17 protein-coding genes and 2 pseudogenes are annotated in these 23861 nt (G+C 71.1%); 12 read left to right on the top strand and 7 right to left on the bottom strand.

Annotated features, from left to right (window positions below; genetic code table 11):
• Positions 1–78: 78 nt before the first annotated feature.
• From NLX86_RS20965 to NLX86_RS20940, 5 genes and pseudogenes are all read right to left on the bottom strand, one after another.
• A pseudogene (locus NLX86_RS20965) lies at positions 79–776 on the bottom strand (IS3 family transposase); the annotation flags it as partial.
• 224 nt (positions 777–1000) lie between these two features.
• Positions 1001–2001: pseudogene (locus tag NLX86_RS20955) on the bottom strand (IS630 family transposase).
• Positions 2002–2544: 543 nt separating this feature from the next.
• Positions 2545–3843, bottom strand: coding sequence for a coenzyme F420-0:L-glutamate ligase (locus NLX86_RS20950; protein ID WP_254373276.1), 1299 nt, complete (start codon positions 3841–3843; stop codon positions 2545–2547).
• Positions 3840–4796 (bottom strand): 2-phospho-L-lactate transferase, encoded by a 957-nt coding sequence (cofD, locus tag NLX86_RS20945; RefSeq protein ID WP_254373275.1) that lies wholly within the window; start codon positions 4794–4796, stop codon positions 3840–3842. The genes NLX86_RS20950 and cofD overlap by 4 nt, the downstream gene beginning before the upstream one ends.
• A gap of 13 nt (positions 4797–4809) precedes the next feature.
• Complete coding sequence (locus NLX86_RS20940; RefSeq protein ID WP_254373274.1) at positions 4810–5310, bottom strand: cysteine dioxygenase family protein; 501 nt, start codon at positions 5308–5310, stop codon at positions 4810–4812.
• A gap of 624 nt (positions 5311–5934) precedes the next feature.
• On the opposite strand from NLX86_RS20940, the gene NLX86_RS20935 reads away from it, so the two are divergent.
• The 3 genes from NLX86_RS20935 to NLX86_RS20925 all read left to right on the top strand — a co-directional run bounded on the left by NLX86_RS20935 (position 5935) and on the right by NLX86_RS20925 (position 12120).
• Positions 5935–6198, top strand: coding sequence for a WhiB family transcriptional regulator (locus NLX86_RS20935; RefSeq protein WP_254373273.1), 264 nt, complete (start codon positions 5935–5937; stop codon positions 6196–6198).
• Between the two features lie 226 nt (positions 6199–6424).
• Positions 6425–10546 (top strand): glycosyltransferase, encoded by a 4122-nt coding sequence (locus NLX86_RS20930; protein WP_254373272.1) that lies wholly within the window; start codon positions 6425–6427, stop codon positions 10544–10546.
• The gene (locus NLX86_RS20925; RefSeq protein ID WP_254373271.1) at positions 10543–12120 is read left to right on the top strand and encodes a DUF5719 family protein; all 1578 of its coding nucleotides are present in this window, start codon (positions 10543–10545) and stop codon (positions 12118–12120) included. The genes NLX86_RS20930 and NLX86_RS20925 overlap by 4 nt, the downstream gene beginning before the upstream one ends.
• Positions 12121–12174: 54 nt before the next feature.
• Here the strand turns inward: NLX86_RS20925 and NLX86_RS20920 are convergent, their stop codons facing one another.
• Complete coding sequence (locus NLX86_RS20920) at positions 12175–12639, bottom strand: metallopeptidase family protein (protein WP_254373380.1); 465 nt, start codon at positions 12637–12639, stop codon at positions 12175–12177.
• 270 nt (positions 12640–12909) lie between these two features.
• Here NLX86_RS20920 and NLX86_RS20915 point away from each other — a divergent pair, with 270 nt between their 5' ends.
• The 8 genes from NLX86_RS20915 to NLX86_RS20880 all read left to right on the top strand — a co-directional run bounded on the left by NLX86_RS20915 (position 12910) and on the right by NLX86_RS20880 (position 21240).
• Entirely contained in the window at positions 12910–13350 is a 441-nt protein-coding gene (locus NLX86_RS20915) for a DUF3499 domain-containing protein (RefSeq protein ID WP_254373379.1), read from the top strand.
• Between the two features lie 82 nt (positions 13351–13432).
• The gene (locus NLX86_RS20910) at positions 13433–14800 is read left to right on the top strand and encodes a phosphomannomutase/phosphoglucomutase (RefSeq protein WP_254373270.1); all 1368 of its coding nucleotides are present in this window, start codon (positions 13433–13435) and stop codon (positions 14798–14800) included.
• A 237-nt stretch (positions 14801–15037) separates the two neighbouring features.
• Entirely contained in the window at positions 15038–15220 is a 183-nt protein-coding gene (locus NLX86_RS20905; protein WP_254373269.1) for a Trm112 family protein, read from the top strand.
• 85 nt (positions 15221–15305) lie between these two features.
• Positions 15306–16442: an SIS domain-containing protein gene (locus NLX86_RS20900; RefSeq protein WP_254373268.1), complete on the top strand. Its 1137-nt coding sequence runs from the start codon at positions 15306–15308 to the stop codon at positions 16440–16442.
• Between the two features lie 51 nt (positions 16443–16493).
• Positions 16494–17657: a mannose-6-phosphate isomerase, class I gene (gene manA / locus NLX86_RS20895; protein ID WP_254373267.1), complete on the top strand. Its 1164-nt coding sequence runs from the start codon at positions 16494–16496 to the stop codon at positions 17655–17657.
• An 87-nt stretch (positions 17658–17744) separates the two neighbouring features.
• Complete coding sequence (locus NLX86_RS20890; protein ID WP_254373266.1) at positions 17745–18728, top strand: cation diffusion facilitator family transporter; 984 nt, start codon at positions 17745–17747, stop codon at positions 18726–18728.
• Between the two features lie 352 nt (positions 18729–19080).
• Positions 19081–20538: an adenosylhomocysteinase gene (ahcY, locus tag NLX86_RS20885; protein ID WP_254373265.1), complete on the top strand. Its 1458-nt coding sequence runs from the start codon at positions 19081–19083 to the stop codon at positions 20536–20538.
• Between the two features lie 81 nt (positions 20539–20619).
• Positions 20620–21240, top strand: coding sequence for a hypothetical protein (locus NLX86_RS20880; protein WP_254373264.1), 621 nt, complete (start codon positions 20620–20622; stop codon positions 21238–21240).
• A gap of 4 nt (positions 21241–21244) precedes the next feature.
• Here the strand turns inward: NLX86_RS20880 and NLX86_RS20875 are convergent, their stop codons facing one another.
• Positions 21245–22204, bottom strand: a complete 960-nt coding sequence (locus NLX86_RS20875; protein WP_254373263.1) for an RDD family protein — start codon at positions 22202–22204, stop codon at positions 21245–21247.
• Positions 22205–22319: 115 nt separating this feature from the next.
• Between NLX86_RS20875 and NLX86_RS20870 the strand changes: the two genes are divergently transcribed.
• On the top strand, positions 22320–23327 hold the full coding sequence (locus NLX86_RS20870) for a stage II sporulation protein M (protein ID WP_254373378.1): 1008 nt from the start codon (positions 22320–22322) through the stop codon (positions 23325–23327).
• Positions 23328–23861 lie beyond the last annotated feature (534 nt).

Raw genomic sequence — 23861 nt, 5'->3', positions numbered from 1 at the left:
CAAATCTGAAGCCCCGCCAGACGGTGCTGGCGGGTCTTCATGGGGTCTTGATGAACCGCTCCGAATTCGTTCGAGACTCTAGATTGTGGCTGTGACCTGCGTGTTTGGGGGGTTCTGGAGGTAGTAGGCTGCTTCGTGTTCGACCGGGGGGATGTGGCCGAGCTCACCGTGGAGCCGGGTGTGGTTGTACCAGTCCACCCACTCGGCGGTGGCGAGTTCGACATCGGCGAGAGTCCGCCAGGGTCCCTGACGGTTTATCAACTCTGTTTTATACAGGCCGATCGTCGACTCCATCAGGGCGTTGTCCAAGGCGTCGCCGACCGAGGCCGCGATGTCCTCGGCGGCCAGGTGGGCGGCGAGGCGGAAGCTGGTGTACTGCGATCCCGCGTCACTGTGGTGGATCAGCTCGCCCGGCTGGACGGAGGTGCCAGTGCGGTCGCGCTGCCACAGGCCCTGTCGAGGGCGTCCAGGACGAACTGGGTGCGCTTGTTGGTCGACGCGGCCCAGCCCACGATCCGGCGCGAGAACGTGTCGACCGCGAAGGCGACGTACACGGTCCCGGCCCAGGTCTGCACGTAGGTGAAGTCGGTGACCCAGATCCGGTTCGGGGCGCCGGCCAGGAACCGGCGGTTCAGCCGGTCGGGGGCCCGCTCGACGCTCTTGTCGGACACGGTGGTGACGACCTTCTTGCCGCGCACCGCGCCGGACAGGCCCTCGGCCTTCATCAGCCGCTCCACGGTGCAGCGGGCGACCTGGTGGCCCTGGCGCAGGAGTTGGTCGCGGGTCTCCAGGACCAGGCGAACCGCCCGCTCACGGACCTCCCCTGCACCGACACTGCGCCAGCGGCAGCACGACCGCGCGCCCCGTACCCCTGACGGCAGTAGCGACGGCAACAACCACGGATTCCCCCGCACAACCACGGACACCAGCGGAACCAAAAACCGCCGCTGATCTGCGAATACGCAGATAGAGAGGGGTCGCGTAGCACACGTACTATTGATCAGAAACTCAAAGGGTTCTCTTCGAGGGTGTAGCGGACGTGGGGGCCGTGGAAGTAGCCGCGGACGATGTGGGGCTGGCGTTGCCGTCGGCGGAAGAACCGGCGGGTCTCCGTGGCGAGTTCGGCCTGGTTACGGGCCCGGTGGCCTTTGGGCAGGCTGTGCTTGAGGTCGGCGTTGACGAGCTCGTCGGGGTTGAGCTCGGGCGAGTACGGCGGCAGGAAGTGCAGCTCGATCTCCTCGGTGTGGCCGGCGAGCCAGGTGCGGACCGTCTTCGAGCGGTGTGCGGAGTGCCCGTCGACTACGAGATGGATCTTGTGCTTGAAGTGACCGCAAGCCGTTCCAGGAAGCGGCACATCACGGTCGCGTCGAAGGTTTCGGTGAAGACCATGAAGTGCATGCGGCCCTTGGTGCTGATCGCGGACATCGCGTTCACGGAGAACCGGTTTCCCGTGCGGCGCACGATGGGGGTGCGTCCCTTCTCGCCCCAGGTGCGGCCGGTGACCTGGTCGGAGCGGATCCCGACCTGGTCGGCGAAGAGCACCTCGCCGCCCTCGGCCTTCGCCTTCGCCCGGATCGCCGGCCAGGTCTCCTCCAGCCACTCGCGCACCGCTTCCGGGTCCTGTTCCACGGCCCGCTTGTCAGGGCGCTGGAAGGACAGCCCCCACCGCTTCAGGTACTTGCCGACCCCGGGGTCGGTCAGGCGGACCCGGTACAGCTTCGCGATCAGAGCACCAACCTGGCCGCGCGTCCACAACTGCCCCGAAAGCCCCAGATCGCAAGGGCGGTGATCGAGCACCGCCTGGCGCAGGGCTGCCTGCTCGGCCTCGGACAGCACCTGATGCTCACCCACGCGTTTGCCCCGCGGCCGGGCGGTCAGAGCGTCACGGCCTCCGGCCAGCCACTTCGCCCACCAGCCGTCCACCGCCTTCAGTGAGACCCTGAACACCGCCGCGACCTCCTCGCGGCCCCGGCCCTCCACCAGCGCGGCCACCGCCCGCAGCCGTAACGCTTCCTGCGCTGACGGCGACAGATGCCGCGCGTCCCCCACCAGATCACTCACACCACCACAACGACCCAGAACCCGAACCGTTTCGGATCAATATGTGCTGGCGGGAGCTACGCCGGTACTCGTTCACAACAGTGGGCCGGACTGCCGAACGGCCGTTGGTGGAAAGCCTGGCGACAAACTTGGTGGGGAAGATTTCCACGGCAGTGATTACACGCTGGACGAGTTCGTGGAGTTCGTGAATGGGCACACGGACAGTAGTATAGAGCGGCTTCCCAAAATTGAATCTACTAGCGAGAGCTATTCTCGCGATCCCGATTGGAGGCCAATCGATCTCGATCGGGACCACTTTGAGGAGCCTGGCGTCAAGGAGGCTCCTTGGCCTCAGGACAGAGAGGCGCTGTACTGGTGGAGAGGGAACTTCTGGCGTAGCCCGCGGCTTCGTGACGACCCAAAGTGAAGCCGTTTGATCAGGGGGAGTAGAAGTCGAAGTCCTGCCTGACGTGCTCGGAGCGGAGGGGCGGGAAGCGGTCGTTCTCACCGCACCGCGATGAAGTCCTCCGCGTCCCGGCCCGGCCGGTCCTTCGGCGGGGCCGCCGCGTGGCCCACCGCCACCGCTCCCATCGGGTCCCAGCCGGCCGGGAGGTCCAGGGCCTCGCGTACGACATCGCGGCAGAACATCGTGGACGAGACCCACGCGGAGCCGAGGCGTTCGCCCGCCAGTGCCACCAGGAAGTTCTGCACGCCCGCGCCGGCCGCGACCACGAACATCTCGCGCTCGGCGCAGTCGCGCCGCGAGTCCCCGTACGTGTGCGAGCCGTCCATCACCAGGCACGGGACGACCAGGTAGGGCGCCCGGCGCAGCACATCGCCGCGTCGCACCCGCTTCGCGATCGACTCCTCGGTGAAACCGTCGCCGCGCAGGTCCGCGATCCACGCGTCCCGCATCGCGTCGAGCAGCCGGGTACGGGACCCCGCCGACTCCAGCAGTACGAAACGCCAGGGCGTCGTGTGGTGCGGCGCCGGGGCCGTGACCGCGGCCGCGACCGCGCGGCGCACCGCGCCCGGGTCCACCGGCTCGTCCGTGAACTCCCGCACGGTGCGCCGCAGGGTCAGTGCCTCGCGCACCGCTTCCGACGTGCCGAGCCGGAACATGTCGTCCGCGGCGGACCGGACCATCGCGCTGGCTCCGTCCGTTACGTCCGCCACGAGATGGGGCAGACCGCGGACCACCGCGACCGGCAGGCCGCCCGTCTTGCCCTTCACCAGGTCGCCCGCGGCGGCCAGTTCGTCGGCGGTCGCGACCACCGTGGCGCTCAGCGGATTGCCGTGCGCGTCGGTGCCGCCGCGCAGGTCGTCGAGGACCTGGACGCCCGCGGCGCCGATGGCGACATCGGTCAGACCGTTGCGCCAGGGCCGGCCGAAGGTGTCCGTGACGACGACGCCGACATCCACGCCGAGCGTGTCCCGCAGTCCCTCCCGGATCGCGCGGGCCGAGGCGTCCGGGTCGAGCGGCAGCAACAGCACGGTGCCCGCAGGGGTGTTGGACGCGTCGACACCGGCCGCGGCCATGATCAGGCCGAGCCTGTTCTCGACGATGCGCAGGGGCCCGCGCCGGGCGACCACCCGTACCGTCTCGGCGTCTATGGCCGCCTCGCGGTCGGCCGTTTCGACGATCCGGCCCTCCGCCTTCGACACGATCTTCGAGGTGACCAGCAGGACATCGCCGTCGACGAGACCGGGCTCCGTGGCGGCGATCAGCTTGGCCAGATCGTCGCCGGCCCGGACCTCCGGGATCCCGGGCAGCGCCCACACCCGGAAGGACGGCGAGCTCACGCCCGTACCTCCTCAGCGAGCGCCAGCGCCTCGCGGGCCATCGCCGCCGTGGCGTCGAGGTCGGTCATCATCAGCGGTACGGCACGGCAGCGGATACCGGCCGACTCGACCTCGTCCACCGACCCGGCGTCCACCGTGTCGACGAGCCAGCCGTCGAGCAGCCCGGAGCCGTAGTGCTGCGCGACCGCCGCGGCCGTCGCCTCGACCCCGACCGCTGCCAGCACCTTGTCCGCCATCCCGCGCACGGGCGCGCCGCCGACGAGGGGGGAGAGGCCGACGACCGGGACCCCGGCCTCGGCGATGGCCTCGCGGATGCCGGGGACGGCGAGGATGGTGCCCACGCTGACGACGGGATTGGACGGCGGGAAGAGGATGACGTCCGCCTCCGCGATGGCCTCCAGCACGCCGGGTGCCGGCTTGGCCTGGTCCGCGCCGACCGGGACGATCGCGTGCGCCTCGACGGAGGCCCGCAGCTTGACCCAGTACTCCTGGAAGTGGATCGCCTTGCGCTCGCCGTCCACCGTGACGGCCACATGCGTCTCGATCCGGTCGTCGGACATGGGCAGCAGCCGGACGCCGGGCTTCCAGCGGGCGCAGAGTGCTTCGGTGACCGCGCTCAGCGGAAAGCCCGCGCCGAGCATCTGCGTACGGACGATATGGGTGGCGAAGTCGCGGTCGCCGAGGCCGAACCACTCGGGGCCGACGCCGTACGCCGCGAGTTCGTCCTTGACCCGGAAGCTCTCGTCCGTACGCCCCCAGCCCTGTTCCTCGTTGATGCCACCGCCGAGGGTGTACATCACGGTGTCGAGGTCGGGACAGACCTTCAGCCCGAACAGATGGATGTCGTCTCCGGTGTTGCCGATGACGGTGATGTCCGCTTCGGGAGCGGCCGCCTTCAGGCCGCGGAGGAAACGGGCGCCGCCGATGCCGCCGGCCAGAACCACAATGCGCATGGGCAGCAGTGTGTCAGGCGGGGACGATGTCCTGGGCCGTCGGGGAGCACTGCGCCGAGTGCATGGGCATCTCGGTCAGGCCCGGGTAGTAGACGTGCAGGCTCACGGCCGGCTCGAGCGAGTCGTTGACGACCTCGTGGACGTAGCCCGGGGCGAAGACCCGCTGCGCGCCCGCGCCGAGGGACCGCTGAGCGCGCTCGGTGCGCTCGGTCAGCTCGCCGTCGAGGACGGTGAGCACGCCGCAGGAGCGGCCGTGGTCGTGCAGTCCGCTGCCCTGGCCGGGGACCCAGCTCAGCAGCCAGACCTCGTAACCGGGGCCGGTGCGCAGCCGGTGGTACCAGCGGGAGGAGGCGTCGTACTCGACGAGGTGCTCCCACTGCGCACGGTCGGCGGCGATGGAGCGGGCCAGCCCGGCGAACTCGGCGACGGTGGCCGGGTGCTCGGGGGCAGGCCGGAGAAGGTGCTGTACGGCGAGGATGTCGCCGGCGATCGAGAGGTCGCTGTCGCTGTTCATGGGTGCGGGGGTTCCTCGGCAGAAGTGCTGGGGTGTCGCAGAGATGAAGAGATGAGCTGGAGCGCGGGGCATCAACAGCTGGAACAGCAACAGCGCGCCTGGACAGCGCTGCGGAACCCACGCATGGGGGTCCGGGAGAGCGCTGCGGTCGCTGGCATGAAGTAAAGGAGACCGGACTCCTTCCGCCGCTGTCAACTCAATGTCCGGTTGGAGTGAAATCTTTCACCTCATCCGGTTACTCCACTCGGAGAAAGGTTTGTGCAGGCGGCGGCCAGGAGAGGTGCGCAGCAACCGAACCCGTAAACGCCATTGTGGTCTCGTGACCGGACTGTGATCCGGATCGCTTCGGTGGCCGGATCGCAACAAGGTCGTCTTCTGCTGCGTCTTGTACGGGTGAGGGGGACGTTGCGGACGGGTCGCGGATGGGCCATTGGCATGTGTCATGGTTTTTAGCGATTTGAACACTTTCCGCACAGCCTTGGTTCCGCAGAGTGAATAAGGGGCCCAATAGCAGATCTCGGCTTGACTGGCCCGGATCCACACACTTGTAATTTCACTCGTGTCGTTCAGCCGGATTCGGTAACGGCAACATCACGGGGACGCAAAGACAGACGAGGGGCGCACATGACCGAGCTGTTTCAGGAACTGCTGGTCGACGAGGCGGACGAAGAGCTCGGATGGCAGGAGCGCGCACTGTGCGCCCAGACCGATCCCGAGTCCTTCTTTCCCGAGAAGGGCGGCTCGACCCGCGAGGCCAAGAAGGTCTGCCTCGCCTGTGAGGTCCGCTCCGAATGCCTCGAGTACGCCCTCGCCAACGACGAGCGATTCGGCATCTGGGGCGGACTGTCAGAGCGTGAGCGCCGGAGACTGAAGAAGGCCGCCATCTGACGCCGGGCGACCGGCTGAGCGACCAAACAGCACAAGCCGTACGTAACGAACGGTCCGTCCCCTGCACCTTCCCCGCAGGCGGCGGACCGTCGCTGTTGTGGACCGTTAGGGTGGGGCCCCGTCCGAGACGCACCAACGCCCCACCGGGCGCGGGCGTGAACCGCAGTCAGCACAGCAGCCTTCGGGGGCGCGACCCCCGGACCCCGGCCGGAGGGCCCGTACCGCGATGTCCGTGCACAGCCACTCGGCGGCCCCCTACGCGGCCGCCGCCCCAGAGTTCCCACGGCATGTCGTCACCGCCGTCGTCGTCTCGCACGACGGCGCGCGCTGGCTGCCCGAGGCGCTCGCCGGGCTGATCGGCCAGGAGCGCCCCGTGCAGAACGTCATCGCCGCCGACACCGGCAGCGCAGACGACTCCGCCCGGCTGCTCACCGACGCACTGGGCGCCGAGCGCGTACTGCACCTCGCGCGCCGCAGCGGTTTCGGTACGGCCGTCGACGAGGCGGCCCGTACCGCCGGCGTGCTCACGCCCGACGACCTGCCGTACCTGAAGCGGCCCAGCGGCTGGGACCCGGTCAGCCGCAGCTGGCGCGACGACGCCTACGACATGCCCGAACTGCCGCACGGCGAGCCCGTGCAGTGGCTGTGGCTCCTGCACGACGACTGCGCGCCGGAGCCCGACGCGCTCGCCGAGCTGCTGCGCGTCGCCGACGGCAGCCCGTCCACCGCCATCGTCGGACCCAAACTCCGCGGCTGGTACGACCGCAAGCAGCTGCTCGAGGCCGGTGTCTCGATCGCCAACAGCGGCCGCCGCTGGACCGGACTCGACCGACGCGAACAGGACCAGGGCCAGCACGACGCCGTGCGCTCCGTCCTGTCCGTCTCCACCGCGGGCATGCTCATCCGGCGTGACGTCTGGGAGCAGCTGGGCGGTTTCGACCGGCGGCTGCCCCTGATGCGCGACGACGTCGACCTGTGCTGGCGCGCCCACGCCGCCGGCCACCTGGTCAAGATCGGCCCCGACGCCGTCATGCGGCACGCGGAGGCGGCCGCCCGCGAACGGCGGCCGATCGACTGCGCGGGCCGCTCGTCCCGCCCGTCGCCCGACCGCCACCCCTCAACGACGCGCTTCGCGCGGCGCGGTTCGTCCCCGCACCGCGTCGACAAGGCGGGCGCCGTCTACACGATGCTCGTCAACTCGCGCGGCGCCGCACTCCCTTATGTACTGCTGCGCCTGGTGCTCGGCACCCTGCTGCGCACCCTCGCTTATCTGGTCGGCAAGGCGCCGGGGCAGGCCGTCGACGAGGTCACCGGCCTCATTGGCACCCTCCTGCGGCCCGGAAAGATCCTGGCCGCGCGGCGCAGGCGCGGTCGCGGAGCGGTCGAGGCGAGCGAGCTGCGCCCCCTCTTCCCGCCGCCCGGCGCGACCATCCGGGCCACCGTCGAACAGGTCGCCGGGAACTTCGGCGGCCGGGCCGAGCCCGACGCCGCCTCCGCGGGACGGCACGGCGCCGTCGAGTCCGGCCCCGGCGGCGACGACGCCGACTACCTGGAGATCGAGCAGTTCGCGCGGCTCAAGCGGATCGCGCGCAAGCCGGCCCCCGTCCTGTTCGCCGTACTCCTTCTGGTCTCCCTCGTCGCCTGCCGCGCCCTGCTGGGCGGCGGCGCGCTCGCCGGCGGGGCGCTGCTGCCCGCGCCCGCCGAGCCTTTCGGCCTGTGGTCCCGCCACCTCGACGGCTGGCATCCGGTCGGCACCGGCGGCACCCAGACCGCCCCGCCGTATCTCGCCGTCATCGCGGCGCTGTCGAGCGTGCTCTTCGGCTCCACCGGGATCGCGCTCACCGTGCTGCTGGTCTGCTCGGTGCCGCTGGCGGGACTCGCCGCCTACTTCGCCTCGCGGCCGCTCGTCGAGTCCCGGCTGCTGCGGGCCTGGGGGAGCGTCGCGTACGCCTTCCTGCCCGCCGCGACCGGCGCGCTCGCCGGCGGCAGGCTCGGTACGGCCGTACTGGCGGTTCTGCTGCCGCTGATCGCACGTGCGGGCATCGCGGCACACGGGGTGCGCGCCGGGGGCGCGCGCGCATCAGACGGGGCCGCGCGAAGCGCGTCGTTGAGGGGTGGCGGTCGGGCGACGGGCGGGGGAGCGGTCTGGACGTACACCCTCCTCCTCACGCTCGCGATGGCCTTCACCCCGATCGTGTGGCCCATCGCCCTCGTGCTCGGCATCGCCGGCCTGGCGCTGAAGCGGGACGACATCACGGCGTACGGGCTGCGCTTCCTGGCCACCCTCGGCGCCCCGCTGCTCGTCCTCGCCCCCTGGTCGCTGTCGCTGCTGGCCGGCCCGTCCGCCTTCTTCCGCGAGGCGGGTCTCGCCTTCGGCTCCGGCTCCGCCTCCGCCCTCGACCTGCTCGGCACCAGCCCCGGCGGCCCGGGTACCGGGGGCGGGCTGGTGCTCATCGGCGTCGTACTGGCGGCGCTCGCGGCCCTGCTGCGTGGGGAGCGGCAGTTCGCGATCCGTACCGCGTGGGCCGTGGCACTCGTCGCGCTGCTGTTCGCCGCGCTCGCCAACCGGTCCGGCTGGGCGGGCCCGGCGACCCTCGTATACGGCATCGCCCTGCTGGGCGCGGCCGTGCTGGGCGCCGACGGCGCCCGCGAGCGGGTCGCCGCGCAGAGCTTCGGCTGGCGGCAGCCCGTCGCCGCGCTGATCGCGCTGGCCGCGGTCGTGGGACCGCTGGTGGCCGTCGCCGGCTGGATGATCAGCGGCGCCGACGGCCCGCTGACGCGGCGCGACCCGGTGCAGGTGCCGGCGTTCGTCGCGGAGGAGAGCGGTACGCGGGACCAGGCACGCACCCTTGTGCTCGGCGGTGCGTCGCAGGCGGAGGTCTCGTACACGCTGGTCCGCGGGTCCGGCGGCCGCCTTGGCGACGCGGAACTGGCCGAGGCGGGCGGCAGCAACGCCCGTCTCGACAAGATCGTCTCCAACCTGGTCGCGGGCTCCGGCGCCGACCAGACCAGCCAGCTCAGCGGCTTCGCGGTGCGCTACGTCCTCGTACGGGACGGCGCCCCGCGCCAGATGAGCCGGGTGCTCGACGCCACGCCGGGCCTCAGCCGGCTGAGCCAGCTGGACGGCAGCGCGCTGTGGCGGGTCGACCGCCAGGTCGCGCGGGCCGTGATCGTCTCCGGCAGGCCGGGCGACGATCCGCTGCCGGTCGCCTCCCAGCCCGTGGAGGCACACACCGAGATCCCGGCGGGCCCGGACGGACGCGTGCTGCGTATCGCGGACGAGGCGGCGCCGGGCTGGCAGGCCACCCTCGACGGGCGGGTGCTGGACAAGAAGACCGTCGACGGCTGGGCGCAGGGCTTCGAACTGCCCGCCGAGGGCGGCCGGTTCGACCTGACGTACGAGAACCCCGTCACCCACACGGCGTGGATCTGGGCCCAAGGGGCGCTCGCCGTCGTGCTGTTGGTGCTCGCCCTGCCGGGTCGGCGCCGGGAGATCGACGACGACCTCCCCGAGGAGGCCGTCACGGTGTCGGCCCAGCCGGTGGAGGGCGAGGGCCGCCGGGCCCGCCGACTGCGGGCCGCGGCCCAGGCGGAGGCCGCCGACGCGGACCTGGACGGCGACGCGCCGGAGCCGCGCCCCGCCGTTCCCGCGCAGGCGCCGGGCTACGAGGACCCGTACGCCGCGGTGCCGCAGCAACAGACGTACGGGAGCGATGGCTACGGGCAGTACGGCAGCGAGCAGTACGGCAACGGGCCGTCCGGCAGCGACCAGCACGCCGGCGAACCGTCCGGCAGCGACCAGTACGGCGAAGGCCGGTACAGCGCCGGCCAGTACCCGAACTCGCAGCACGCAGGCGACCAGCACGCCGGCGGCCAGTCCGGCAGCGACCAGTACGGCGAAGCTCAGTCCAGCGCCGGCCAGTACCCGAACTCGCAGCACGCCGGCGGCCAGTCCGGCAGCGGCCAGTACGCCGGCGGCCAGTCCGGCGAAGGCCAGTACCCCGGCGGCCAGTACGCCGGCGGCGAGTCCGGCGAAGGCCAGTACCCCGGCGGCCAGTACGCCGGCGGCCAGTCCGGCGGTGGCCGGTACGCCGGCGACCGGTACCCCGGCGGCGAGTCCGGCAGCGGCCAGCACGCCGGGGAGCAGTACGCCCGCGGCCAGTCCGGCAGTGACCGGTACGGCAGTGGGCGGTCCGGTGGTGGCCAGGCCGGCGCTGACCCGTACGGCGCAGAGCAGTACCCCGGCGAGTCCTACCCGGCCGACTCGTACGACCCCTACGGCTACGGACAGCGGCCCCGCCCCGACGGCCATGAGACCGAGCGCCCTGACGGGAGCAACAACCAGTGAACCGCCCCACCCTCTCCCTCATCGCGGCCGCCGCGGCCCTCGCCGCCGTCACCGGCTTCGCCGCGCTCACCGCGCCGGGCGGCCCGGATGCCCCGGACGCCGACGCGGCGGCGCGGCTGCCCGTCGAGCGTTCCTCGCTGCTGTGCCCTGCGCCCAGCACGTCGGACCTCGCCGAGACGACGTACACGTCCTTCACCCCGGCGGGAGGCGGCTCGGCGGGTTCCGCCAAGGCCGGCACCGCTCAACTGATGCCGTCCGTAAGCTCCTTGGCCGCGCCGGACGCCGACAAGCCTAAGAAGGACGACGAGAAGGACACTGAGCAGGACGCGGACCAGGACCAGGACACGGACACGGCCCCGAAGGACCCGGCGGCCGATAAGCCCGTCGTCTCCGTCAAGGAGCCCGGCAAGCCGGCCGCGGGCACGGCCACCGGCGCCGAGGCCCCCGCCCTCATCGGCGCCGCCGAGGGCCGGCTCGCCCCCGGCTGGGCCGCTCAGCAGACCACCACGGTCACCGTGGGCGGCGCCCGCGGCGTGCTCGGCGTCAGCTGCACCCCGCCCGACACCGACTTCTGGTTCCCCGCCGCGAGCACCGCGAAGGAGCGCCAGGACTACGTCCACCTGACCAACCCGGACGACACCGCCGCCGTCGTCGACATCGAGCTGTACGGACCCGAGGGCGCCCTCAAGGCCGAGGCCGGCGAAGGCATCCCCGTCCCCGCCAAGTCCTCCGTCCCCGTGCTGCTCTCCACCCTCACCGGGACCGCCGCAGCCGATGTGACGGTCCACGTCACCACGCGCACCGGCCGCGTCGGGGCCTCCGTCCAGGCCATGGACGACAAGGCCGGTTCCGACTGGCTGCCGGCCTCCGCCGACCCCGCCGGAAGCCTTGTGCTCCCCGGCGTCCCGGCGGACGCCACCTCGGCCCGGCTGGTGGCCTTCGTGCCCGGCCAGGACGACGCCGACCTGAAGGTGCGGCTGGCGGGCCCGACCGGTTCTTTCACGCCGGCCAGTGCGGAGAACCTGCACGTCAAGTCGGGTATGACCACGTCACTGGAGCTCAAGGACGTCACCAAGGGCGAAGTCGGCTCCCTCGTGCTGACGCCCGCCGAGGGCCGCCGCGCGACCCCGGTCGTGGCGGCGCTGCGTGTCACGCGGGGCACGGGCGTGAAGCAGGAGGTCGCGTTCATCCCGGCGGCCGGGCCGGTGGGGGAGCGGGCGACCGTCGCCGACAACCGGGCCAAGGGATCGGTCCTGTCGCTGGTGGCGCCCGAGTCGACCGTGAAGGTGAAGGTGACCGCCTCCGCGGGCACCGAGGCGGGGGCCCAGGCGGTCGAGACGTACACGGTCAAGGCCGGCACCACCCTCAAGGTTCAGCCGCCCGTCCCGGCCGGGCTCAAGGGCTCGTACGCGCTGACGGTCGAGACGGAGTCGGGCGGCCCGCTCCACGCGGCGCGGACGCTGGAGCTGCCGGAGGACGGCATCCCGATGTTCACGGTCCAGACGCTGTCGGACGACCGGGGGACGGTCGCGGTGCCGCGAGCCGTGCAGGACCTGTCGGTACTGGACGACTGAGCGGCCGAGCGGCCGAGCGACCGGGCGGCCGAGACGTCGTCGGCCGGCCGGCCGTCAGTCCTGTCCGTACCGTGGATCGACCGACTCCGGTGCCAGGCCCAGGAGTTCGGCGACCTGCTCGACGACGATCTCGTGCACGAGCATCGCGCGTTCGTCGCGGTTCTTCGTACGGATCTCGACCGGCCGCCGGTAGACGACGATCCGCGCGGCCCGGCCGTCCCGAGCGGTGATCAGTCCGCCCAGCGGGACCGCCTCGTCGTTCCACCCGCTGTCCGGCCCGCCGGTCGCCGGCACGTCGAGTACGAGGAACTCGACCTCTGCCAGCTGCGGCCAGCGCCGCTCCAGACGCTCCACCGAGTCCTGGACAAGGTCCCCGAACACCTCCGCGCGGCTGGCCGACAGCGGCACCTGGGGCGGGGCGACGGGCCCGCGCATCCCGCGCCCGTGACGGTCGCGGCGGCGCGGTCGCGGCTCGGTCGGGCGGGGCTCGGTCGGGCGGGGCGGTACGGGAGTGTCCATCACTTACGCAGGGTAGCTCCGCGGCCGCGCGGTCGGCCGCCTCCGTCGGACGGGATACGGCATGTCGCTCATTGAGCATTCCAGCCAAGCTTTGGTTCGATTCCGGATCTTTCCGTGACCGGCGATCTCACGTCGGTTGAAGGCTTTTGGGTCGAGTGGTGACGGCAATCATCGCCGACAGTGCCGGAGTGCCCTCATTTCTCCGCAGGTCAACCCAGTTGCCCCTGGTGCTCCTGTGGTTGGGATCACGTCACGACACGGTGGAGTGACCTGAGGGAGAGTCGTCGCGGCCCGCTCAAGAGTGCGGTACCGTCCAACATCGTGAGCCTTGTACGTCGCTGTTCGCGCACCGCGTGCGGCCGCCCTGCCGTCGCAACACTGACGTACGTCTACGCCGACTCGACCGCAGTCCTCGGCCCGCTCGCCACCTACGCCGAGCCCCACTGCTACGACCTGTGCGCCGAGCACTCCGAGCGGCTGACCGCCCCGCGCGGCTGGGAGGTCGTCCGTCTCTCCGACGGGTCCGCCCCCTCGCGCCCCAGCGGCGACGATCTCGAGGCGCTCGCCAACGCCGTACGGGAAGCGGCCCGGCCGCACGACCGCGCGGCGGAAGCCGGCGGCAGCGGCGCACGGACGCCCGATCCCTCGGCCGGTTACGGCGGGGCGACGCGCCGCGGACATCTGCGCGTACTGCGTTCGCCGGAATCCTGACCAGCATCCCGCCGCACGGCCGTCGTTCAGCTCTTGCGGGTAGGTTGAACCGACCGCAGGGGAACTCAGGAGGATGGTGGCCGTGGCTGTTGATCTGTCGCAGATCGTGAAGGCGTATGACGTACGCGGAGTGGTCCCCGACCAGTGGGACGAGCCCCTGGCCGAACTTTTCGGCGCCGCCTTCGTGCAGGTCACGAGTGCGGACGCGATCGTCGTCGGCCATGACATGCGTCCTTCCTCCCCCGGCCTGTCGCGGGCGTTCGCGCGGGGCGCCGCGGCGCGTGGCGTCGACGTGACCGAGATCGGCCTGTGCTCGACCGACCAGTTGTACTTCGCCTCTGGGCAACTGGGCCTGCCGGGCGCGATGTTCACCGCCTCGCACAACCCGGCCCAGTACAACGGCATCAAGATGTGCCGCGCGGGCGCCGCCCCGGTGGGCCAGGACACCGGCCTCTCCGACATCCGCGCGCTGGTCGAGGAGTGGTCGTCCACCGGTGCGCCGGCTCCGGCCCCGGCCGCGACCGCCGGCACGATCAGCCGGCGGGACACCCTGACCGACTACGCCGCGCATCTCCTCTCGCTCGTCGACCTGGCCTCGATCCGCCCGCTGAAGGTCGTGGTCGACGCGGGCAACGGCATGGGCGGCCACACCGTGCCCACCGTCTTCGCGGGCCTGCCGCTCGACCTGGTCCCGATGTACTTCGAGCTGGACGGGACCTTCCCGAACCACGAGGCCAACCCGCTCGACCCGAAGAACATCACCGACCTCCAGGCCCGGGTCATCGCCGAGGGCGCGGACCTCGGCCTGGCCTTCGACGGCGACGCCGACCGCTGCTTCGTGGTGGACGAACGCGGCGAGGGCATCTCGCCGTCCGCGATCACCGCGCTGGTCGCGGCGCGCGAGCTGGCCAAGCACGGCGGCGGCACGGTGATCCACAACCTGATCACGTCGTGGTCGGTGCCCGAGGTCGTCCGCGAGCACGGGGGCACGCCCGTCCGTACCCGGGTCGGCCACTCCTTCATCAAGGAGGAGATGGCCCGCACCGGCGCGATCTTCGGCGGTGAGCACTCGGCCCACTACTACTTCAAGGACTTCTGGAACGCCGACACGGGCATGCTGGCCGCGCTGCACGTGCTGGCCGCCCTCGGCGGGCAGCAGGGCACGCTGTCCGAGCTGGTGGCCCAGTACGACCGCTACCGCGGCTCGGGCGAGATCAACTCGACCGTGGCCGACCAGGCGGGCCGCACGGCCGCGGTGAAGGCGGCGTACGCGGACCGCGAGGACGTCACCCTCGACGAACTCGACGGCCTGACCGTCACGACGCCGGACTGGTGGTTCAACCTCCGCGCCTCCAACACGGAACCGCTGCTGCGTCTGAACGTGGAGGCGAGGGACGAGGCGACAACGGCAAGAATCCGCGACGAGGTCCTGTCCCTGATCCGCGCCTGACCCCCGGCGCGGGGCCGGCCCATGGTCGGACGCACCGGCGGCGCGAAGCTGCCGCGCCGCCGGGAGGCTGGGGGCCTGCCACCGGTTTCGGGGAGGGGAACGGCCGGGGAGCAGTTGCTCCGGGGCCCCCGGCCGACCGCGGCGCGACGCCGGTCGCGCCGGGCGCCGCGCCGCGGACCACGCCCCCCGGCGGTACGCTGACGTGGCCCAAACCGCATGCTCGAAGGGACCCACCCCATGCCGCTCGAAGCCGGCCTTCTGGAGATCCTCGCCTGCCCCGCCTGCCACTCGCCACTCAGCGACCGGTCGGCATCCGACAGCCCCGAGCTGATCTGCACCGGCAAGGACTGCGGCCTGGCCTACCCCGTACGCGACGGTATCCCCGTGCTCCTCGTCGACGAGGCCCGCCGCCCCGCATAACCCGCACGCGTAGACCCGTACGGCACAGCAGCACCGGTACGACCCCGCACGACGTACGAAAACGGCGATCGGAGGCTTTACCACCATGCTCGACGAGTCGCTCCTCGATGCCCCCGAAGCCCTGGCCCGCGCCGACCGCCGCGGCCTGCTGCGCGGGGCCGCGGAGGCCGGGGCACGGGTGCGCACCGCCGCCCGGCACGCCACCGAGGCGGGCCTCGGCGACATCAAGCCGGACGGACGGCCCCGCGCCGTCCTCATCGCGGGCCCCGGCACCGCGGCGAACGGCGTCGCGGACCTCATCACCGCGCTGGCCGGCGCCGCCTGCCCGGTCAGCCGGCTGCATCCCACCGGAGTCGCCGCGGCCGCCGGTGCGCTGCGCTGGGCGCTGCCCGGCTGGGCCGGCTCGGTGGACCTGCTGCTCATCGCGACGACGGACGGTTCGGAACCGGGCCTCGCCGTGCTCGCCGAGCAGGCGTACCGGCGCGGCTGCACCGTCGTCGCCGTCGCCCCGCAGCGCTCGCCACTGAGCGAGGCGGTGGGCGGCGTGCACGGCCTTGTCGTGCCGATGGCGACCGCGCCGTTCGAGGAGTACGACGAGACCGCGGCGTCCGCCGGCCCCGGCGCGCTCTGGGCCCTGCTCACCCCGCTGCTGATCCTCCTCGACCGGGTCGGCCTGGTCACCGCACCGCCCGACGCCCTCCAGCGGGTGGCCGACCGCCTCGACCGCACCGCCGAACGCTGCGGCCCGGCCATCGCCACGTACGGCAATCCGGCCAAGACCCTCGCCGCCGAGCTCGCCGACTCGCTCCCGCTCATCTGGACGGAGGGCGCGGGGGCGGGCCCCGCCGGGCGCCGGTTCGCCGCCGTACTCGCCGAACTCGCCGGGCAGCCCGCACTCGCCGCCGAGCTGCCCCAGGCCCTGCCCGCCCACGGGGTACTGCTCTCGGGCGTGTACGCCGCGGGCGCCGACCCCGAGGACTTCTTCCGTGACCGGGTGGAGGAGCCGCAGGCCCTGCACGCCCGGGTCGTCCTGCTCCGCGACCGCCCGACCGGCGGACTCACCGCCGCCCCCGCCGCCCGCGAACTCGCGCTGAGCCATGACACCGCGATCAGCGAACTCGAACCCGAGGAGGGCAGCGAGCTCGAGGGCCTCGCCGAACTCCTCGCCGTCACGGATTTCGCCGCCGTCTACTTGTCGCTGGCTTCGGCGGGGCACGCGTAACCACCACGCGTAACCACGGCCCGGCCCGACACGTACCCAGGAAGAGACGCAATGGACCGCCTCTCCAACACCGTCCGCCCTTACGCCTGGGGCTCGACGACCGCCATCCCGGAACTCCTCGGCATCGAATCGACAGGCGAACCCCAGGCCGAGATGTGGATGGGCGCCCACCCCGGCGCCCCCTCCCGCGTCGACCGCGGCGCGGGCGCAACGGCCCTGTCCACCCTCATCGACGCCGACCCGGAGCGCGAGCTGGGCGCTGCGACGGTCGCGAAGTTCGGCCCGCGCCTGCCCTTCCTGCTCAAGATCCTTGCGGCCGGCGCACCTCTCTCCCTCCAGGTGCACCCCGACCTTGCCCAGGCGAAGGACGGGTACGCGGACGAGCAGCGCCGCGGCGTCCCGATCGACGCACCCCACCGCAACTACAAGGACGCCAACCACAAACCCGAACTGCTCTGCGCACTCACCCCCTTCGACGGACTGTGCGGCTTCCGGCCTCCGGACGAGTCCGCCGGACTCCTCTCCGGCCTCGACGTCGACTCCCTCAAGCCGTACGTGGACCTGCTGCACGCGCATCCCGAGGACGCCGCCCTCCGCGAGATCCTCACCGCCGTACTCGGCGCGGACCCCGTGGAGATGGCCCACACCGTCGCGGAGGCCACGGCCGCCGCCGAACGCCTCGGCGGCGCGTACGCCCCGTACGCCTCCCTCGCGCACCACTACCCGGGCGACCCGGGCGTCGTCGCCGCCATGCTGCTGAACCACGTACAACTGCAGCCCGGCGAGGCGCTGTTCCTCGGCGCCGGCATCCCGCACGCCTATCTCAACGGCCTCGGCGTCGAGATCATGGCCAACTCGGACAACGTGCTGCGCTGCGGCCTGACACCCAAGCACGTCGACGTCCCCGAGCTGCTGCGCATCGTGCGCTTCGAGCCGACGGACCCGGGCATCCTGCGCCCCGAGGCCACACCCGACGGCGAGGAGCTCTACGAGACACCCACCGACGAGTTCCGGCTGTCGCGTTACGTACTGGCCGAGGGCGCGGCACCCCGCCAACTCCCCACCGCCACCCCGCAGATCCTGCTCTGCACGGCCGGCGCGCCACGGGCCGGTGAACTGACCCTCCATCCGGGCCAGTCGGCGTTCGTACCCGCGGGCGAGGCCGTAACCCTGTCCGGGACCGGTACGGTCTTCCGGGCGACAGTGGTGGCCTGACGCGGAGCCCGTACCGGCTCCTGCAACAATGTGCGGCCGTACCGCGGCGCCAGGGCCGCAGCACCAAGGAAGGGACATCCTGCACCCATGAGCGCGTCAGGCGGAACCAAGGCGATCGTGGCGGCGCTCGCCGCCAACCTCGCCATCGCGGTTGCCAAGTTCGTGGCATTCCTCTTCAGCGGATCGTCGTCGATGCTCGCCGAGAGCGTGCACTCGGTCGCCGACTCCGGCAACCAGGGGCTGCTGCTCCTCGGCGGCAAGAAGGCACAACGACAGGCGACGCCGCAGCACCCCTTCGGCTACGGGCGCGAGCGCTACATCTACGCCTTCCTCGTCTCCATCGTGCTCTTCTCGGTCGGCGGCATGTTCGCGATCTACGAGGGCTACGAGAAGATCAAGCACCCGCACGCCATCGAGGCGTGGTACTGGCCGGTCGGAGTCCTCGTCTTCGCGATCATCGCGGAGACCTTCTCCTTCCGTATGGCGATCAAGGAGTCCAACCTGATCCGGGGCAAGCTGTCCTGGAAGGAGTTCATCCGCCGGGCCAAAGCCCCTGAGCTGCCGGTCGTCCTCCTCGAAGACCTCGGCGCGCTGGTCGGTCTGATCCTCGCGCTCGTCGGCGTCAGCCTGGCCCTGACCACCGGCAACGGCGTCTGGGACGGCATCGGCACCCTCTGCATCGGTGTGCTGCTGATCGTGATCGCCATCGTGCTCGCGGCCGAGACCAAGTCGCTGCTCCTCGGTGAGGCGGCGGGCGTCGAGGACGTGGAGAAGATCAAGACGGCGCTCGTCGACGGCGACACCGTCACTCGCATCATCCACATGCGTACGCTCCACCTCGGGCCCGAGGAACTGCTGGTAGCCGCCAAGATCGCGGTCCGGCAGGACGAAACGGCAGCACAGGTCGCAGACTCGATCAACGCGGCGGAAGAACGCATCCGGGCCGCTGTCCCGATCGCCCGCGTGATCTACCTGGAGCCGGACATCTACAGCGAGGCGGCGGCCGCGCGCCGGGAGAACCCCGCCAAGAAGCCGGGCGGCCCCGGCCCCGCCCCGGACGCCGCGCACTGATCCGTACGTATGAAGGCCCCCGCCGGCAGGGCGGGGGTCTTCGTCGTACGCGCCACGGACAACCACGGACCAAAAGACCCGGAAGGCCCGCAATCTTCTGTTCTGTGGGTCCGCGATTCGGCCACGTCCCGTCTCCGGGCGGGCTGGGGTCCGGTCAGCCGATCGGTGTAGATTCGTTCCCAGTGTCAGACGTCGCTGCTGATGGCGGTCGGGCGGTCCGCAGTGCGGGCCGGCCGAGGGAGAGAGGGCCTCCGACGGACTGCGCTGCGAGTCGCCTCGGGCATTCGTGTGCCCGCGTCGCCGCAGAGCCAGCCGTACCCACCCTCGACCTACCCCACGAGGAGCAGCTCGCATGTCGACTGTCGCCACCGGCCAGGACTTCAAGGTCGCCGACCTTTCCCTCGCCGTTTTCGGCCGCAAGGAGATCACCCTCGCCGAGCACGAGATGCCCGGCCTGATGTCGATCCGTAAGGAGTACGCGGACGCGCAGCCGCTGGCCGGCGCCCGCATCACCGGTTCGCTGCACATGACGGTGCAGACCGCCGTGCTGATCGAGACCCTGGTCGCCCTCGGCGCGGAGGTCCGCTGGGCCTCCTGCAACATCTTCTCCACCCAGGACCACGCGGCCGCCGCCATCGCGGTCGGCCCGAACGGCACGCCGGAGAACCCGCAGGGCGTCCCCGTCTTCGCCTGGAAGGGCGAGACGCTGGAGGAGTACTGGTGGTGCACGGAGCAGGCGCTGACCTGGCCCAACACGCCCACCGGCGGCCCGAACATGATCCTGGACGACGGCGGTGACGCCACCCTCCTGGTGCACAAGGGCGTGGAGTTCGAGAAGGCCGGCGCGGCGCCCGACCCGTCGACCGCGGACAGCGAGGAGTACGGCCACATCCTGCGCCTGCTGAACCGCACCCTCACCGAGGCCCCGCAGAAGTGGACGCAGCTGGCGTCCGAGATCCGCGGCGTCACGGAGGAGACCACCACCGGTGTCCACCGCCTGTACGAGATGCAGCGGGACGGCGTCCTCCTCTTCCCCGCGATCAACGTGAACGACGCGGTGACGAAGTCGAAGTTCGACAACAAGTACGGCTGCCGCCACTCGCTGATCGACGGCATCAACCGCGCCACCGACGTCCTGATCGGCGGCAAGGTCGCGGTCGTCTTCGGCTACGGAGACGTCGGCAAGGGCTGCGCGGAGTCGCTGCGCGGCCAGGGCGCCCGCGTGATCATCACCGAGATCGACCCGATCTGCGCCCTGCAGGCGGCGATGGACGGCTACCAGGTGGCCACCCTCGACCACGTGGTGGACAGCGCGGACATCTTCATCACCACCACCGGCAACAAGGACATCATCATGGCCGCGGACATGGCCAAGATGAAGCACCAGGCGATCGTCGGGAACATCGGCCACTTCGACAACGAGATCGACATGGCCGGCCTGGCCCAGGTCCCCGGAATCGTCAAGGACGAGGTCAAGCCGCAGGTCCACACCTGGACGTTCCCGGACGGCAAGGTACTCATCGTCCTCTCCGAGGGCCGCCTGCTGAACCTGGGCAACGCCACCGGTCACCCCTCGTTCGTGATGTCCAACTCCTTCGCGGACCAGACGCTGGCCCAGATCGAGCTGTTCACCAAGCCCGAGGAGTACCCGACCGACGTCTACGTGCTGCCCAAGCACCTCGACGAGAAGGTCGCCCGGCTCCACCTCGACGCGCTCGGCGTCAAGCTGACCACGCTCCGCCCCGAGCAGGCCGCCTACATCGGCGTCGAGGTCGAAGGCCCGTACAAGCCCGACCACTACCGCTACTGACGGCTATCGGTAAGAAGCAGGCCCCCGCACCCCCGTGCCGGGGGCCTGCCCCGTTCCGGATCGTGAAGGACTCACAGCACGATGCCCCGCGGTCGCTATTCGCTCCATGACCCGCACGATCACACCCCCCTGGGTGAAGAACACTTCCACTGCGCCCCCGGCCCGTCCGGCTGGCGCTACGTATCGCAAACCACCACCCCCACCGGTGATCACGCCGGATCCGTCGATCTGGCCATCGACGAACTCGGCCGCCCCATCCGACTAGAACTGCACGCCGCGAGCTGGCAGGTGCGCGGTGCCGCCCTGGACGGCGTCACCTGGGTACGCACCGACCCGACCGGCGCTCACGCCACCGAAGGCAATGTCCCCGCCCACGCCTTCACCGGCACGTCCCCCGCGTTCCTCATCGCGACATCGCGTCTGCTGCGCCTCACCCCCGCTTTCCCCGCGACCCGAGTCCGTCTCGTGGCCTTCACCGACCCGGTCCTGGCGCCGCGGACTGTGGACCAGTCCTGGGCCTTGCTGAAGAGTGAAGCGCACGCCACTGACAATGGGCGGCTCATGGTGGACGAGTACCAGGTCAGCGCCCTGGACACGGGAGAGCAGCACGTGATCCACATCGCTGGCGACGTGGTCCTGTCGGCTCCCGGCATCGAACTCGAGGACCTCGAAAGCCCGCCGTCGGTCTTCCCGGTCGCCTGACCGCCTACGAGGGAGGCGCGAACCCCGTGGCCGGCGGCTTCGACTCGCTCGCGGCGGGCTGCCCGTACACAGGAGCGGGCGCGGGAACAGGGGCAGGAGCAGGAGCAGGAGCGGGACCGGCAGAGGGCCGAGGACCAGCAGGAAGCGGGGAAGGAGGAACCGGAAAAGCAGGAGCAGCAGCAACAGGAGCGGGGCCCACAGGCCCGGGCGCGCCGGACACCCCGAATGCCCGTCGCGCGTCCCGCGCCTGCCGCTCGTTTACCACCGCGGCCAGATACGCCGCCGGCGGCACCCCCTCGGGAGCCGGAGCCCCGGTGGCGGCCGCCAGATCCGCGGCCAGCCGCTGCGCCATCGACCAGCCCACCTGCGCGTCAAGCTGCCCCATCCGCGTCAGGTACTGACGTATCGCAAGCCAGAGCCCCTCCGGCACCCCCGAAAGATCCAGCGCCGCGAACCGCCCCACGAGCCACGGCGGCGGAGGCGGCACGGCCGCAGCCCGCGCGACGGGCACCCGCTCCCGTACGACCAGAGTCCCCGCGAACACATCACCGATCCGCCGCCCACGCGCCGACACCAGCGAAGCGATACAGGCGACCACACCGAAAGTCATCAGGATCTCGACGACCCCGATCGCCCCACGCACCAGAGCGTGCCGGAACCGGATCGGCCCCCCGTCGTCCCGCACCACCCGCAACCCGCAGGCGAGCTTCCCCAGCGACCGCCCATGACTCAGCGTTTCGACGGCTATCGGCGCGCCCACCAGCACCAGCACGAAGCTCGCGATCGAAACCGCCATCGCCGCCGCGTCGTCCAGCGACGCGGTGGCAGCCAGCAGCCCGATCGACACGAGCAGGTAGACCGCCCACACGAGCGCCAAATCGATCACGAGCGCCAGCGCCCGGCTCGGCAACCTCGCCGGCCGCAACCCCAGGACGACCGCGTCCCCCGTCACCAGCTCACTCACCCAAGCCCACCCTTCCCTGCCCTGCCCCTTGAACATCCAGTCTGCCAAGCTGACCGGAATCGTGCCTCAGTACGGTTGGCACGTCACCAGCACCCTGGAGCGGAGCAGCAGCCGGATGGATCTCGACGTCTTCGTGACCGCCCACCGTGCGGAGTGGGACCGCCTGGACCATCTCCTGCGCCGCGGCCGCCGCCTCACCGGAGCCGAGGCCGACGAACTCGTCGCCCTCTACCAGCGCACGGCGACTCATCTCTCCCTGATCCAGTCCAGTGCCCCCGACCCCATGCTCACGGGCCGCCTGACCCAGCTCGTCGCCCGGGCCCGCTCCACTGTCACCGGCACCCGCCGCTCGACCTGGCGCGACGCGGCCCACTTCTTCACGGCCGGCTTCCCGGCCGCGGTCTACCGCAGCCGCCACTGGTGGGTGCCCACCGCGCTCATCTCCACCGCCGTGGCCGCCCTGATCGGCTGGTGGATCGCCACCCACCCCGAGGTCCAGGCCGCGATCGCCGCGCCTGCGGAGCTGCGCGAGCTGACCCGTCCCGGCGGCCAGTACGAGACGTACTACTCGAGCCACCCCGCCGCGTCCTTCGCGGCCCAGGTCTGGACGAACAACGCCCAGGCCGCCGCCATCTGCCTCGTCTTCGGCGCGTTTCTCTGCCTGCCGGTGATCTGGGTCCTCTTCCAGAACATGCTCAACCTCGGCATCGGCATCGGCCTGATGTCCTCCGCCGGCCGCCTCGACACCTTCCTGGGCCTGGTCCTCCCGCATGGCCTGCTCGAACTGACCGCCGTGTTCGTCGCCGCCGGCACGGGCCTGCGCCTCGGCTGGACCGTCATCGACCCGGGCCCCCGCACGCGCCGCGTAGCCCTTGCGGAGCAAGGCCGAGCGGCCATCGGGATGGCGATCGGCCTCGCCGTTGTCCTCTTCGTGTCGGGCGTGATCGAAGGCTTCGTCACTCCGTCCGGACTGCCGACATGGGCGCGCATCGCCATCGGTATCGCCGCTGAGCTGGCGTTTCTTGTGTACGTGTACGTCCTTGGCGGCAGGGCGGCGCGAGCGGGTGAGACGGGGGACGTCGAGGCACCGGACCGCAGCGCGGTGCTGCCCACCGCGGCCTGATGTGCGTCGACGGCATCCGAGCTGTTAGTCTCCTCCTCGCCCCGCAAGGCCTGTTGACACGGGTGGCGTGGGGAGGTAGATTCGAACGGTTGCCTCGGATGGACACATCCGACCGCAATGGGTTAGAACCTACGTCGCCTCCCCAGCGGAAATGAACTTCCGGGGAGTGCATCCGACTTCCTGCTGGATTTCGAAGCCGATCGGCTCGGCCGAAATCTTCTGATAAAGTCGGAACCGCCGCAAAGGGAAACGCGAAAGCGAAGGCCTGAAAGGCGAATCAAATCCCGCTTCGACTGGGAATCGGACACGAAAGAGTCTGATAGAGTCGGAAACGCAAAACCGAAGGGAAGCGCCCGGAGGAAAGCCCGAGAGGGTGAGTACAAAGGAAGCGTCCGTTCCTTGAGAACTCAACAGCGTGCCAAAAGTCAACGCCAGATATGTTGATACCCCGACCTGTTTCGGCAGGTTCGAGGTTCCTTTGAAAGTCCTTCTGCTTCGGTGGGAGGCAATAACACAGCGAGGACGCTGTGAACG

It is taken from the genome of Streptomyces sp. A3M-1-3 (assembly GCF_024213665.1).
In the GTDB taxonomy this organism is placed as follows: Bacteria; Actinomycetota; Actinomycetes; order Streptomycetales; family Streptomycetaceae; genus Streptomyces.
The sequence above is the reverse complement of the archived record's forward strand: the minus strand, read 5'-3'. Positions and strand labels throughout refer to the sequence as shown.